This is a genomic window from Aurantiacibacter gilvus (genome assembly GCF_038289935.1).
Taxonomy (GTDB): Bacteria; Pseudomonadota; Alphaproteobacteria; order Sphingomonadales; family Sphingomonadaceae; genus Alteraurantiacibacter; species Alteraurantiacibacter gilvus.
On sequence record NZ_JBBYHV010000001.1, the window covers coordinates 1337542 to 1351615 of the forward strand.

At 64.2% G+C, this 14074-nt stretch carries 14 protein-coding genes and 1 tRNA gene; 10 read left to right on the top strand and 5 right to left on the bottom strand.

From position 1 onward, the window contains the following. Positions 1 to 23: 23 nt before the first annotated feature. From AAEO60_RS06560 to AAEO60_RS06585, 6 genes are all read left to right on the top strand, one after another. The gene (locus AAEO60_RS06560) at positions 24 to 1070 is read left to right on the top strand and encodes a rod shape-determining protein (protein ID WP_341672850.1); all 1047 of its coding nucleotides are present in this window, start codon (positions 24 to 26) and stop codon (positions 1068 to 1070) included. A 34-nt stretch (positions 1071 to 1104) separates the two neighbouring features. After that, a complete protein-coding gene (mreC, locus tag AAEO60_RS06565) occupies positions 1105 to 2001 on the top strand; it encodes a rod shape-determining protein MreC (protein WP_341672851.1) in 897 nt (298 codons plus the stop codon). Further along, positions 2001 to 2555: a rod shape-determining protein MreD gene (mreD, locus tag AAEO60_RS06570; protein ID WP_341672852.1), complete on the top strand. Its 555-nt coding sequence runs from the start codon at positions 2001 to 2003 to the stop codon at positions 2553 to 2555. Before mreC ends, mreD begins: the two co-directional genes overlap by 1 nt. Positions 2556 to 2558: 3 nt before the next feature. Next, positions 2559 to 4586, top strand: a complete 2028-nt coding sequence (mrdA, locus tag AAEO60_RS06575; RefSeq protein ID WP_341672853.1) for a penicillin-binding protein 2 — start codon at positions 2559 to 2561, stop codon at positions 4584 to 4586. After that, positions 4583 to 5701 carry a rod shape-determining protein RodA gene (rodA, locus tag AAEO60_RS06580; RefSeq protein ID WP_341672854.1) on the top strand — a complete coding sequence of 373 codons (1119 nt, stop codon included), beginning with the start codon at positions 4583 to 4585 and terminating at the stop codon, positions 5699 to 5701. The genes mrdA and rodA overlap by 4 nt, the downstream gene beginning before the upstream one ends. A 92-nt stretch (positions 5702 to 5793) precedes the next feature. Continuing rightward, positions 5794 to 5869: transfer RNA gene (locus AAEO60_RS06585), tRNA-Lys, on the top strand. Between the two features lie 10 nt (positions 5870 to 5879). On the opposite strand, the gene AAEO60_RS06590 is transcribed toward AAEO60_RS06585, so the two are convergent. From AAEO60_RS06590 to AAEO60_RS06605, 4 genes are all read right to left on the bottom strand, one after another. Continuing rightward, on the bottom strand, positions 5880 to 6998 hold the full coding sequence (locus AAEO60_RS06590; protein WP_341672855.1) for a cobalamin-independent methionine synthase II family protein: 1119 nt from the start codon (positions 6996 to 6998) through the stop codon (positions 5880 to 5882). Next, on the bottom strand, positions 6995 to 8017 hold the full coding sequence (locus AAEO60_RS06595) for a 5-methyltetrahydropteroyltriglutamate--homocysteine methyltransferase (RefSeq protein ID WP_341672856.1): 1023 nt from the start codon (positions 8015 to 8017) through the stop codon (positions 6995 to 6997). Before AAEO60_RS06595 ends, AAEO60_RS06590 begins: the two co-directional genes overlap by 4 nt. After that, entirely contained in the window at positions 8017 to 8571 is a 555-nt protein-coding gene (locus AAEO60_RS06600; RefSeq protein ID WP_341672857.1) for a VOC family protein, read from the bottom strand. The genes AAEO60_RS06595 and AAEO60_RS06600 overlap by 1 nt, the downstream gene beginning before the upstream one ends. 76 nt (positions 8572 to 8647) lie before the next feature. After that, a complete protein-coding gene (locus tag AAEO60_RS06605) occupies positions 8648 to 9772 on the bottom strand; it encodes a CaiB/BaiF CoA transferase family protein (RefSeq protein ID WP_341672858.1) in 1125 nt (374 codons plus the stop codon). Positions 9773 to 9854: 82 nt separating this feature from the next. Between AAEO60_RS06605 and AAEO60_RS06610 the strand changes: the two genes are divergently transcribed. Genes AAEO60_RS06610 through AAEO60_RS06625 form a run of 4 tightly spaced genes read left to right on the top strand, consistent with a single transcriptional unit; the run spans position 9855 to position 13549 of the window. Continuing rightward, positions 9855 to 10637, top strand: coding sequence for a citryl-CoA lyase (locus AAEO60_RS06610; protein WP_341672859.1), 783 nt, complete (start codon positions 9855 to 9857; stop codon positions 10635 to 10637). A gap of 48 nt (positions 10638 to 10685) precedes the next feature. Then, complete coding sequence (locus tag AAEO60_RS06615; RefSeq protein ID WP_341672860.1) at positions 10686 to 11414, top strand: SDR family NAD(P)-dependent oxidoreductase; 729 nt, start codon at positions 10686 to 10688, stop codon at positions 11412 to 11414. A 13-nt stretch (positions 11415 to 11427) separates the two neighbouring features. Beyond that, entirely contained in the window at positions 11428 to 12579 is a 1152-nt protein-coding gene (locus tag AAEO60_RS06620) for an alpha-hydroxy acid oxidase (protein ID WP_341672861.1), read from the top strand. A gap of 19 nt (positions 12580 to 12598) precedes the next feature. Next, positions 12599 to 13549: a PDZ domain-containing protein gene (locus AAEO60_RS06625; protein WP_341672862.1), complete on the top strand. Its 951-nt coding sequence runs from the start codon at positions 12599 to 12601 to the stop codon at positions 13547 to 13549. On the opposite strand, the gene AAEO60_RS06630 is transcribed toward AAEO60_RS06625, so the two are convergent. Further along, positions 13546 to 14064, bottom strand: a complete 519-nt coding sequence (locus AAEO60_RS06630) for a flavin reductase family protein (protein WP_341672863.1) — start codon at positions 14062 to 14064, stop codon at positions 13546 to 13548. The two genes, AAEO60_RS06625 and AAEO60_RS06630, sit on opposite strands and share 4 nt — an antisense overlap. Between the last annotated feature and the right edge of the window lie 10 nt (positions 14065 to 14074).

Consider the following 14074-nt stretch of genomic DNA (forward strand, 5'->3'; position numbering starts at 1 on the left):
CTTCATAAGATACGGATTTATCGATGGGTTCCTTCTTCTCCAATTTCTTCAAATTCGGTTCGCAAAACATGGCCATCGACCTCGGAACGGCCAACACCCTCGTCTACGTGCAGGATCGCGGGATCGTGCTGAATGAGCCGTCAGTGGTCGCCATCGAGACGATCAACGGCGTCAAACGCGTGAAGGCGGTTGGAGAAGACGCGAAGATGATGATGGGCAAGACGCCCGACAATATCGAAGCGATCCGCCCGCTGCGCGACGGCGTCATCGCCGACATCGAGATCGCTGAAGAAATGATCAAGCACTTCATCCGCAAGGTGCACGGCAAGCGGACCCTGCTGCGCTATCCGGAAATCGTGATTTGCGTCCCCTCGGGTTCGACCTCGGTCGAGCGCCGCGCCATCCGCGACGCTGCCAGCAATGCCGGCGCATCCGAAGTCTTCCTGATCCTCGAACCCATGGCTGCGGCCATCGGCGCCGACATGCCAGTGACCGAGCCGGTCGGCTCGATGGTGGTCGATATCGGCGGCGGCACTACCGAGGTCGCCGTACTTTCGCTGCGCGGCCTCGCCTACACCACTTCGGTGCGTACCGGCGGTGACAAGATGGATGAAGCCATCGTTTCCTATGTGCGTCGCCACCACAACCTGCTGATCGGCGATGCTACGGCAGAGCGGATCAAGAAGGACTACGGCGTCGCCACCGTGCCGGAAGACGGCGTGGGCGAAAGCATCATCATCAAGGGCCGCGACCTGGTGAACGGCGTGCCGAAGGAAATCACCATCAACCAGGCGCACATCGCCGAGGCCCTGTCCGAACCGATCGGCGCCATCGTCGAAGGCGTGCGCATCGCGCTGGAGAACACCGCACCCGAACTGGCCGCCGACATCGTCGACCAGGGCATCGTGCTGACGGGTGGCGGCGCGCTGATCCGCGGTCTCGACGATCACATCAAGGAAGAAACCGGCCTGCCCGTCTCGATCGCGGAAGACCCGCTGACCTGCGTTGCCATCGGCACCGGCAAGGCCATGGAAATCCCGATCTACCGCGGCGTGTTGATGACCGCCTAATTTCAACGGAAGTACCCAGGAGGAGCTGGCGGTTATGGCACCGCCTTCGGCAAAGCAGCGATCCGGATCGAACAAGAAGGCACAGCTCGGGCTGTTTGCCGGTTATCTTGCTGCCGGATTGGGTGCGACGCTCGGTGCCCTTTTGCTGGCACTTTCGCTTTGGCGTCCTGACACCTTCAATGGACTGCGCTCGATGGCCAGCGATGCCGCCGCGCCTGTGGGTGAGGTCGGCGCCGCTGGACGCGTCAACACGCGCAGTTTCTTCGAATCGATCGCCGGATATTACGATGCAGGCACCAAGAACGCCGAGCTCGAGCGCGAGATCGAGATAGCGCGGGTGCGGCTGGTCGAAGCCGAAGCGCTGGCGCAGGAGAACGAACGGCTCCAGGCAATCCTCGGGTTGACCCAAGCAGACACCGAACCCGTGGCTGTCGCCCGCCTGATCGGCTCCAGCGCTGCGAGCGCACGGCGTTTTGCCTATCTATCCGCCGGCAGTGACGACGGCGTGGAGCGGGGTATGCCGGTAACATCCCCCATGGGCTTGGTCGGACGCGTGCTCGAAACCGGCAGCGATACCTCGCGCGTGCTGCTGTTGACCGACACCGACAGCGTTGTGCCGGTCCGGCGCGCCACCGACAACGTGGTAGCTTTCGCTGAGGGCCGCGCCGACGGATCGCTGCGCATCCGCCTGATCAACCTTGGCATCAACCCGCTGGAACCGGGTGATATCTTTGTCACCTCCGGCGCGGGCGGCCTGTTCCATCCGGGCGTGGCCGTGGCCATGGTCAGCGAAATCACTAACGATGGAGCGATCGGTCAGCTGTTGAGCAATCCGGCAGCAACCGACGTCGTCGTCGTGCAACCGATCTGGCAGGGCGAGATCCTGGAAGCCATGGACGAGCCGCTCGAAAACAGCGAACCGGCGGGCTGATGGAGCGTCTGAGCGATACAGCCCGCCGCGACGCCTATGGCAGCAAGATCAACCGTCACCACTCACCCGTGCTGGCCTACGGCATGCCGTGGGTTACGATCATCCTGGGCTCGCTGACGCCGCTGCTGCCGATCATCGCCCTTGCGCCGATCCTGCCCCCCTTCGGTTACATGCTGCTGCTTGGCTGGCGCCTGTCGCGACCAGGCCTCTTGCCCATGTGGGCGGGCCTGCCGCTGGGTCTGATTGACGATCTCTATTCCGGCCAGCCGCTCGGCAGTGGTATACTCCTGTTCAGCTTGACCATGATAGCGCTCGAACTTCTCGACGCGCGCGTACCCTGGCGCAATTTCTGGCAGGACTGGCTGACGGCCTGCATGCTGCTGTTTATCTACCTGGTCGTTGCAGCGCTGGTCTCGGGTGCGGAGATCAGCCTTGGCCAGCTTTACCTCTTGCTTCCACAGATACTCCTCACGATGGTTCTTTACCCCGTAATTACCCGCCTCATTGCCATGCTGGACCGGCTTCGCCTCACCCGCATCAGGCGGATCGGGTAGCGCATGGAACGCAAACTTACCTCGAACGCGCTGAAGCAGACCTTCTCCAAGCGCAGCTTTGTCGTCGGTTCCATACAGGGCGGTATCGGACTGCTGCTGGCTGCGCGCATGGGTTACATCGCCGTTGCCGAGAACGAGAAGTACGAGATGGAGGCGGAGAGCAACAGGGTGAACCTCACCCTGATCCCGCCGCGCCGTGGCTGGATCCTTGACCGCAACGGTTCCCCCATCGCCTCCAATCGCGCCGACTTCCGCGTGGACATCATACCCGAGCGCCTGCATGATCCCGACGAGACGGTCGCACTGCTGGGCGACTTGCTCGACTTCACCGAACCGGAAAAAGCTGACCTGCGTGACCGGCTGGAGACATCCGCCGGCTTTGCCGCCGTGCCCGTGGCCAGCGGCCTCGATTACGAGAAGTTCGCGGCCGTCAGCGTCCGCATCCCCGAATTGCCGGGGGTGATCCCGCAACGCGGCTTCTCGCGCTACTACCCCACCGGTCCCTCGGTCGGGCACTTGATCGGCTACGTCGGTGCTCCCAGCCGCGAGGAATACGAGCAAGACCCTCAGCCGTTGCTGCTGACGCCCGGTTTCAAGCTGGGCAAGGACGGGATCGAGAAGCAGTTCGAACAGGAACTTCGCGGTGAGCCCGGCGCTCGCCGTGTCGAAGTCACCGCCTCGGGCCGCATCGTGCGCGACCTGGAGACGCGCGAGGACGTCCAGGGAAATCCTGTCCAGTTGACTATCGACGGCCCGCTGCAGGACTACGCCGCCCGCCGTATCGGCTTGGAGAGCGGCTCGGTCGTAGTGATGGATTGTCGCACGGGCGACCTGCTTTGCATGGCCTCCATGCCCAGCTTCGATCCCAACAGCTTCTCCGACGGGATCGGCCGCGTCGAGTATTCCATGCTCAGCGAGAACGAGCGCGTTCCGCTGCGCAACAAGGTGCTGCAGGGCCTCTATCCGCCGGGTTCGACCGTGAAGCCCACCGTGGGCATGGCGCTGATGGGTGCAGGCGTCGATCCGGAAGAGACCGTGATCTGCAATGGTGGCCTGCAGGTTGGCAACCGCCGCTTCGGATGCTGGAACCGTAGCGGCCACGGCCCGGTCAACCTTGCCAAGGGCATTTACCAGAGCTGCGACGTCTATTTCTACGCCATGGCCCAACGCGTCGGCATGCAGCCGATCGCCGACACCTGCAAACGCTATGGCATGCAACAGCAGTTCGACCTGCCAGTGGTCAGCCAGTTCTACGGCACGGTACCCGATCCGGCGTGGAAGATGGAACGCTACGGACGCGAATGGCAGGCCTACGACACGGTCAATGCCACCATTGGCCAGGGCTATATGCTGGCGAGCCCGCTGCAGCTGGCGGTGATGGCTTCGCGCCTTGCCACGTCCGAAGTGGTCTTGCCGCGCCTGTTGCTGAACGACACTGCTCCGCAATTCGAATCGATGGGAGTTAGCCAAGAGTACAAGGCCTACATCCGCCAGGCGATGAGCGACGTGGTCAATGGCCCCGGCACGGCAGGTCGGGCGCGTCTGCCGCTCGACGATGTCCTGATGGCCGGAAAGACGGGTACGGCACAGGTTGTTGGCCTGAACTTTTCGGACGGTCGCTCCGGCCCGTGGCGTTACCGCGACCATGGCCTCTTCATCTTCTTCGCTCCGTACGACAATCCGCGCTACGCCGGCGCTGTTGTTATCGAACACGGCGGCGGGTCGGGCGCAGCCTATCCGGTGGCGCGCGACGTCATGACCTTCCTGTTCGATCCGCAGCGCGGCCTCGACGCACTGCACGCGCTTGAAGCGCAGTGGGGCGGCACCGCGCAGCAGCGGCTTGACGCGCAGTATGCGGCCTATGCCGCAGCCGCCGGCGTGGACCTGCCCCCTGCCCCGCCGCCGGTGACGCTGGCCGAACAGGTGGATGCCGAAGCGCGCGCAGCCGTAAACGAACCCCAGCAGGCTGTGACCGAAGCGTTCACGCCGCGCGAAGAAGCCAATCCGCGCGCCGAGGATACGTCCACGTGAGGGGCGAGATCAGCCTCCCCCGGCCGATAGCCGAGTTCCCGTGGCGCGTGGTGATCCCGCTTGCCCTGTTGGTGGCCTTCGGGGCTGCCGTGCTGCACTCGGCGGCTGGCGGCTCCATGTCACCCTATGCCACGTCGCACCTTGTGCGATTCGGCGTGTTCCTGGTGATGGCCCTGATCATGTCCTACTTCCCCGAGGACTGGGCGAGGATGGCGGCCATCCCGGTCTATGCCGTTGTGGTCCTGTTGCTGCTCGCGGTGGAAGTCTACGGCCAGCTTGGCGGCGGCAGCCAGCGCTGGCTGGAACTGGGCTTCATGCGCCTGCAACCTTCGGAGTTGATGAAGCCCGGCATCGTCCTGATCGTCGCGGCCTTCTACCATTCCCTGCCCGCCGCCATGATAGCCTCATGGCGCGCGCTTTTGGTGCCACTGGGGATCACCGCCCTCCCCATGGGCCTGGTGCTGTTGCAGCCCGACCTTGGCACGGCGCTGGCCATCGGTTTCGGCGGGATCGTGGTGATGTTCCTCGCGGGCATTCCGCAGAAGTGGTTCATCAGCGGCGGTGTGGCGGCAGTCATTGCGGTACCGATCGCCTTTTTCTTCGTCCTGAAGCCCTACCAGCAGCAGCGTGTGATGACCTTCCTCGACCCCGAGAGTGACCCGCTCGGCACCGGCTACCACATCACCCAGTCGAAGATCGCCATTGGCTCGGGCGGGATTGTCGGCAAGGGGTTCGGCGAGGGTTCGCAAAGCCAGCTCGACTACCTGCCCGAACCGCACACCGACTTCGTCTTCGCCACCATGGCAGAGGAATGGGGACTGGTCGGCGGGCTGTTCGTGCTGCTGGTTTTCGGCATCGTGCTACGCTGGGGCCTGCTGGTCGCCCGCGACGCGCAAACCCGCTTCGCGCGCCTGCTGGCCGCGGGCATGACAGCGACGATTTTCTTCTATGTGGCAGTAAACCTGATGATGGTAATGGGGCTGGCGCCAGTGGTCGGCATCCCCCTTCCCTTCATGAGCCACGGCGGCTCTTCGATGATGACCAACATGATCTGCGTGGGAGCTTTGATGATGGTCGAGAGGTGGAACCGGCAGTCCGCGAGGTCAGCTTTCTAACACTACCCCTTTTCACGCGCGAAACAGCCGCTATATGGACGCCTCTCGCGATTCGCAGCGCGCATCGTGATCCAGCGGTAAATCGCCGGAATGGACGCATAGCTCAGTTGGTAGAGCAGCTGACTCTTAATCAGCGGGTCCTAGGTTCGAGCCCTAGTGCGTCCACCATTTTTCAAGCTTAGAAATAACGCTTCGAGGCGATAGCTGCGCCTTCCGCGAGGGCTGCCAGTTTCGCCCAGACCACCTCGGCATCGACAGAGTTGCTGCCGGCGTGGACCGAGAAGCCGCAGTCGACGCCGGCCATCACCCGTTCGCGCCCCAGCAGCTCGGCATAGCGGCCGATGCGCTGGGCGATCAGGTCGGGGTGTTCGATGTAGGGTGATTGCGGCTCTACCATGCCGGGGCACAGCACCTTGCCTTCTGGCAGCTGGTGCTCCTCGAAATAGGCGAACTCATGCGCGTGGCGCGGGTTGGCACCTTCCAGAAGGACAGTCTGCGGCTTGGCGCTCCAGACGATGTCGGCGATCTCCGCAAGGTCGACGTCGCAGTGGTGCGGGCCGGGGTAATTGCCCCAGCACAGGTGCATGCGGCACTGCTCGGCAGGGATGTTCTGCAAGGCGTGGTTGAGCGCGGCGATATTCATGCCGATGCGCTTGCGGAAGTCCTCCAGCGACAGGTGCGTGAACTGCACGTGGCGGCCCATGGCGAGGTCCGGGCAGTCAACCTGCAGGGTGATCCCGGCCTTGGCGATAGTCTCGTATTCGTGCCGCAGTCCCTCGGCGAGCGCGAAGACATACTCCTCGTCGCTGGCATAGTACTGGTTGGGGAAGAACAGCGCGGTCACGCCCGGCGATGCCGCGGACATGAATGTTTCGTGCCCATCTGCCAGCCGCGTCAGGCGTTCGGCATCGAGGCGCGGGGCGTCCATGTCGATGACTTCGATAGGTCCGGTGCAGGCCGGAGCCGAGCGCTTGGCCCTACCCTTGTTGCCGAACACCTGTGCCTTGGCACCGGGGAAGTCCTCGAGGTCCTGGAATTCGTACTGCCCTGCCTCGCCGCCAAAGCCCGAAAGGCGGTGCTTGATGTAGGTGGCATAGCTCGGCTTCGACATCTCGCCATCGCCCACCACGACGATGCCCGCCTGCTTCTGGCGCGAGACGATCTCGGCGGTGGCGCGTTCAACGGCCGCGTCGAACGCATCCTGCGAGACATCCTCACCGCCCTCGCGGGCGAAGACGAGGTCGAGCAGGTAGTCGGGGCGCGGCAGGCTGCCGGTGTGGGTGGTCCTGAAGCTCACGACAACTCTTCACGCACGATCCGCGCACCGTCGGCCATGGCCTTCATCTTCCCGAAGGCGACATCGCGCGGCAGGTACTTGAGGCCGCAGTCGGGCGCGACGATGACACGGCTGGCATCGACATGCGGCAAGGCCTTGCGGATGCGCGCAGCCACGGTCTCGGGCGTTTCCACTTCGTGCGTCGAAAGATCGAGCACGCCGAGGATGATGGTCTTGTCCGGCAGGCTTTCCAGCACGGTGCAGTCGAGATCCTGCTGCGCGGTCTCAATGCTGATCTGCTGTACCGCCGATCCCGCCAGTTCCGGGAGGAAGGAATAGCCTTCGGGCCGTTCATGGATTAGTGCCGCGTAGCCGAAGCAGATGTGCAGCGCGGTCATGCCCTCAACGCCTTCGAGCGCGCGGGAAAGCGCCTTGAGGCCGTACTGACGCGCCGCATCGGGCCGCGCCTGCATGTAGGGTTCGTCGAGTTGCACAACGTCGGCACCGGCCGCATGCAGATCCTTGATCTCTTCGTTCACCGCTGCGGCATAGGCCAGCGCCAGCGCCTCAAGGTCGCCGTAGTGATCGTCCTGCGCCTGCTGGCTCATGGTGAAGGGGCCGGGCACGGTGATCTTGATCGGCTTGTCGGTGAAGCGCCGCATGAATTCGACGTCGCGCACCTGCACCGGGTGCTTGCGGCTGATTTCGCCGGCCACGCGCGGCACCGGCACCGGCTCGCCCGAACGATCGAGCGCGGTGCCGTGGTTCTCCATGTCGATGCCGTTCAGCGCCGTAGCGAAGCGGTTGGAGTAGGATTCACGGCGCATCTCGCCATCGGTGATGATGTCGAGGCCCGCCTTCTCCTGCTCGCGAATGGCGACGATCGTGGCATCGTCCCACGCCTGTTCCAGCAGCTCAGGCTCGACCTTCCACAGCTCCATGGCGCGGGTGCGCGGCGGGAAGCGTCCCGCCAGCTTGGCGCGATCAATCAGCCAGTCGGGCTGCGAATAGGACCCGACCAGCGAACTTGGCAGCAGCATCAGCTGGCCTTTTCGAGTTCGGAAGGACGCACGTCATTGTTGGGCGTGTGATCGCCTGCCAACCAGCGCTTGAGCTCCGAATGGGCATCCTTGGCGCGGATGGCGTTGATCTGCTCCGCATGCGGCGCATCGCAGCAGAATTCGCAGATCATGCCGTCGGGATCGACGACATAGACGCTGCGGCAATAGCCATGTTCGAGAACGTAAGTTCCGGGAGGCTCGATACCGGCATCGGCAATACGCCGTTCCAGCTCGGCCTGGGTTTCGGCGTCAACGTTGAGGGCGATGTGGCGGAAGGGGCTGGAGGCCAGCTCCGGCCCGAATTCAGCCTGGTCGTCGTCATTGGCAAACTGGAAGAAGGCCAGCGCGCTGCCATCGGCAAGGCCAAAGAAGCAGTGGCAATAGGTCCGTTCCTTGCCGAACAGTTCTTCCTGCTCGCACCAGGTGGCAACCAGCGGGAAGCCGAGAACGTCCTCATAGAAGGCGCGGGTCTTCTCCAGATCTTTTGACACGTAGGCAGTGTGATGCAGCCTGCTCGGCAGCGAATTGGCCATTGTCCTTCTCCCATTTCGTCGATTCTTCGACGTGTTTTGCCGGACATTATCAAAGAAGGCCGTCTTCGCAACGCCGCTAGCGCCCAAGGATCTCCTTGTTGTGCTGCCCCAGCTCGGGCGGGGGCGTCACTTCGTCCTCGATCTCGCCATCGAAACGGATCGGGTTGCGGATGGTGCGGAAGGTGCCGCGCTGCCCTTCCCCGCTGATTTCAAGGCGGTGGTGCTTGGCCAGGTCGCCATCGAGCACCTCCTTGGAACTGAGCACGGGAGAATGCGGTACTTCACATTCGGCCAACCGCTGCTCCCAGTAGGAGCGCGGCTGCGCGGCAAACAGCGGGGCGAGGAATTCGATGACCTTCTCGTAATTCTCGATTCGCGCCGGACGGCTCTCGAACTCGGGCCGTTCGAGCATGTCGGGCTGGCCGACAGCCGTGGCGAGGTTTTCCCAGAACTTGGGCGGGCTGGACATGTGCAGGGCCACCCAGCCGCCGTCCGCGCATTCGAAGACGTAGCTCTGCGAAACGTGCGGGCGACTCCACGGTCCCATGACCTCGTCGACGCTGAGGTAATGGGTGAAATCGTCGAGGTTGAAGTGCGCCATGGCCTCGAACATCGAGGTCTCGACGCGGCGGCCCTTGCCGGTCTTTTCGCGTTCGTAGAGCGCTGCCAGTATGCCGTAAGCGGTGTAGAACCCGGTAACGGCGTCGCCGATGGCAGGACCCACCACGCGCGGCTTGTGCGGGTTGACCAGCAACCGCAGGAAACCGCTGCAGGCCTGCGACACCGTGTCGAAGGCCGGGCGATCCTTCCACGGGCCGTCGTTCCCGAAACCGGAAATGTCGGCATAGATCAGGCGCGGGTTGATGGCTTGCAGGCGCTCGGCATCGACGAACAGCCGTTCGGCCACGCCGGGGCGGAAGTTCTGGATGAAGACGTCGGCGCCCTTAACCAGCTCGTCGAAGGCCGCGAGGTCCTCCGGGTTCTTCTTGGTGTTGAGCTCCACGCTCTTCTTGTTGCGGTTGTAGGTCTGGTAATGCGGCGAATAGAGATCGCCCTTGAAGGCGCGGAAGGGATCGCCCGTTTCGGGCATCTCCACCTTGATCACCTCGGCCCCCAGGTCCGCCAGCAACATGCCGGCAGCAGGTCCGGTGATAAAGGTGCCCATGTCGAGCACGCGCACGCCTTCGAGCGGTCTGGCCATTCGTCTCTCCCTTGCCTCTGCGGCGCATGGCTATAGGCAGGGAGCAGACACCGCAACCGGGTTCGGGACTGGGAGAGACAGATTGCGCACAAGTAAGCAGGACACCGGCTATTCGGCCATTTGCACATCGGATGCTGACAGCATCACCGTGCGCGGGCACGACCTGTGCGAGGACCTGATCGGCAAGATCGACTTCTCCAGCTACTTCTGGCTGCTGGTGACCGGCAAGGAACCGGACGAGAACCAGAGCTTCTTCCTCAATGCCGTGCTGGTGGCCCTGGCAGAGCACGGCATGGTGCCTTCCGTGGCGGCTGCGCGCATGACGCTGGCCGCCGCGCCCGAGGCGGTGCAAGGCGCGGTGGCGGCAGGCATTCTCGGTTGCGGTTCGGTGGCGCTGGGCAGCGCCGAGATCGCGGGCAAGTTCTACGCCAGCTGCGTCGAGGAACAGCGCAAGAGCGGCGATCCGGTCGACGAAGTTGCCGTGCGCTGCATCGAACAGTGGCGCACCCATACCAAGGCGGTGCCCGGCTTCGGCCATTGGCAGCACACCGAGGGCGATCCGCGTGCGCTCAAGCTGCTGGCCATGGCCGAAGAGCGCGGCGTTTGCGGCGAGCACGTCGCCATGATGCGCGCGATCCAGGCCGCCCTGCCGCAGACCATCGGCCGTGAATTGCCGGTCAACGTCAACGGCCCCATCCCTGCCATCATGCTCGACCTTGGCTGGCCGCTTGCCGCCCTCAAGGGCATCGGCCTGCTGTGCCGCACCGGCAGCCTGATCGGCCACCTGACCGAGGAGGCGGAGCGGCCCGTAGGCTTCATCATGAGCGGCGCGGCTTCGGCAGCCATAGAATATGATGGCGATTGACGTTCGTCAGGGTTAGTCGCCCCGGCAAAGGTTTTGGAGGAGTATTCAATGTCCATTCTTGAAGGCCGCGTCGCCGTTGTCACCGGAGCGAGCTCCGGCATTGGCGAGGCCTGTGCAGTCGAGTTCGTCAACAAGGGCGCCAAAGTGGTGCTCGCTGCCCGCCGTGCGGAGCGGCTGTCGGGCCTGGTCGAGAAGATCGAAGGCATGGGCGGCGAAGCGCTTGCCGTGACCACGGACGTTACTGACGAAGACGCCATCGCCAACCTCTTCGCCGAGGCCGTGACCAGGTTCGGCGGCGTCGACGTGCTCATCAACAACGCCGGTATCGCCGAGAACACGCCCGTGCACGAGACCTCGCTCGAGCACTGGCACAAGGTGATAGACACCAACCTCACCAGCGCCTTCCTCTGTGCCAAGCATGCCTGGCCCCTGTTCCTGAAGGCAGGGCACGGGCGGATCGTCAACATTGGCTCGATCTCGGCCAAGGTGCCGCGCAGCGAGTGCCCCAGCTACACCGCCAGCAAGTTCGGCCTGCAGGGGCTGACCCATGCGCTGGCCGTCGACGGGCGCGATCACAACATTGCCGTGTCGATCTTCCACCCCGGCATCGTCGCCACCGAGATCATGCCCGGTTCGGTGAAGCTGCCCGAGAACTTCGCCGCGACGCCCGAAGAGATCGCCGAAGTCATCGTGCACATGTGCAACCTGCCCGACTACCTGAACTTCTACGAAGCGCTGGTAGTGCAGAACAAGCTGCCCTTCCTCGGGCGGGGTTGAGGGAACAGGGCTAGTGGCTGGCGAAACGCTCGGCTGTTTCAACATTGCCGACCTGGCGGCCAAGGCGCGTCGCCGGTTGCCCAGGGGCGTGTGGGAATACCTCGAGCGCGGGGTCGAGGACGAGACCGGCATGGATCGCAACCGTGCAGCCTTCGATCGCCTGACCTTCAGGCCCCGCGTCCTGCGCAAGGTCGACGAAATCGACACGCGCACCACGATCCTGGGCAAGGAAGGCGCACTGCCCTTCGCCATTGCACCGACCGGCGCAGCTGGCATCATGTGGTATCGCGGGGATCACGATCTCGCCAATGCCGCAGCCAAGGCCGGTATCCCCTTCACCATCTCCAGTGCCAGCACGATGGACGTGGAAGACTTTGCCGAGATCGGCGGACGGCGCTGGTTCCAGCTCTACATGTGGGAAAACCGCGAGCTGTCCTACGACGTGGTGCGCCGGGTAGACGCCGTGGGCTGCGATACGCTGTTCGTGACGCTCGACCTGCCGGTGCCGCCCAACCGCGAATACCTGGCGCACAACGGCTTCGGCATGCCCTTCGGATTCAATCACAAGAACGTGACCGACGTCTTGATGCACCCGCGCTGGCTGGCGGGAGTGATCGGCAGGTACATGGTGAACGGCGGCATCCCCAAGCAGGCCAACCTGCCCAAGGCGATGAAGAACTCGGTCATGCGCGGAGCCAAGCCGGGGGCGCTGTTCAAGCAGGACGACCTCGACTGGGACGGCATCAGGCGACTGCGCGATATCTGGAAGGGCCACTTCATCCTCAAGGGCATGCTGCACCCGGACGATGCCCGCATAGCGCTGGAAGCAGGCGTGGACGGGATCGTGGTCTCCAACCACGGTGCGCGGTCACTCGACCACTCGGTCGCGGCGATTGACGCCCTGCCCGACGTTGTCGCCGAGGTTGGCGGGAAGATGACCGTCTTCCTCGACAGCGGCGTTCGGCGCGGCAGCGATGTGGTGAAGGCCCTCGCGCTGGGCGCCGATGCCGTGATGGTCGGCCGTGCCACGCTTTACGGACTTGCTGCAGCCGGCGAACCGGGCGTTGCCCGTGCCATCGACCTGCTGGGCAGCGAAGTGGCCCGCACCATGGCCATGCTGGGCCTGCGCAGCGTGGCCGAGATTGACGCCAATGCCCTCGCCTAGGTCGCGCCTCTGGCCTGCATTGCTTGCCCTTGCGGCGCTGCTCTGCTCGCCCGTCGCCCGCGCCCAAGGCTGGGCCGAAGTCGAAGAGCAGGATCTGCGCCTCGCCCGCGTGGCGGAGCGGATCATGATCGCCAATGCCGCGCTGTGTAACCAGACCATGCCGATCACCGGCCTGATCCTGCATAGTGCTGACATGTACGGCGAAGGCGTGGCGGAGGACCGCTTCGTCAACGGTCCCCTCGCCATCGCGTCCCTGCTGCCCGGTTCGGTGGCTGCCAATGCCGGGTTGCAGCGCGACGATGCGATTGTCGCGATCAATGGCGTGGCCACCGCGAACCTCGAACCGGAGCCGGAAGGCCACTTGCGTGAAGCCGCCTTCGCGGTACTGGTAGGCGCTTCCCCGGCCCGCGCGGTCACGCTGTCGGTGCAGCGCGCCGGGCAAGTCATTCCGGTTTCACTCGACGCTCCGCGCGGCTGCCGTTCGCTGGTGGAAATCCTGCTAGGCGACGGCCCCAATGCCCTTTCCGACGGGCGGATCATCCAGCTGCAATACGATTTCGCGCAAAGCCTCACCGACGACCAGCTCGCCGTCGCCTTTGCCCACGAACTGGCGCACACCGTGCTGGAACACCGCCGCCGCAAGACCGAAGCGGGGATCGACAACGGCAGCCTGCTCGCCAACCTCGGCCGCCATCGGCTCGCCAACCGCCAGGCCGAGATCGAGGCCGATCGACTGTCGATCCACCTGCTCGCCAATGCCGGTTACGATCCGGCAATCGTCGAGCAGTTCTGGCATTCCGACGCCGGGTCGCGCGCCAACGGGTCAATGCCCAACTTCATCTATCCCACGACCCAGTCGCGAGCCGACATCGTGGCGCTGGAACTGTCGCGTTACCTGCCGCTGCGGCGGGGACCGACCTGGCCGGGGCACCTTCTGGAATGGCGCGAGCGCGGATTTGCCAGCGACTAGCTGTCTGCCGGGCGCTGCGGAGCCTGGCTTATGTCGATGTAGTCGCGATCGAAATAGGTCAGCGGCGTGGCATCCTCGCGGTGGCGCGCCGCCAGCAACTCACCGATGAAAATCGTGTGCGTGCCATAGCTGTGCCGGTGCGCCGTACGACAGATCAGGCTCGATTGCGCGGTGGCGAGAACGGGCACATCCAGTTCCTCGGTCCAGTCGCCCACGTCGAAGCGGTCCTCGCGCGGCAACATGAAATGTTCCGCCACGTCGCGGTTGCCCAGCCCGAGCACGTTGACGCAGAACCGCTCGGCGCGCTCCAGCGGGTCATGCAGTGAGGCCGACCGGTTGACGCAGACCAGCAGCGAAGGCGGCTCGAAGCTCAACGAACTGACCGCCGTGGCAAGGATACCATAGCGCTGGCCGGCATCCTTCGTGGTGACGGCATAGACCGTGGCGGCGACATGACGCATCGATTCGCGGAAGGCCTCGACCAGCTCCGCATGGCTTTGTGCTGCATCGCTCATGGGCGTTCTT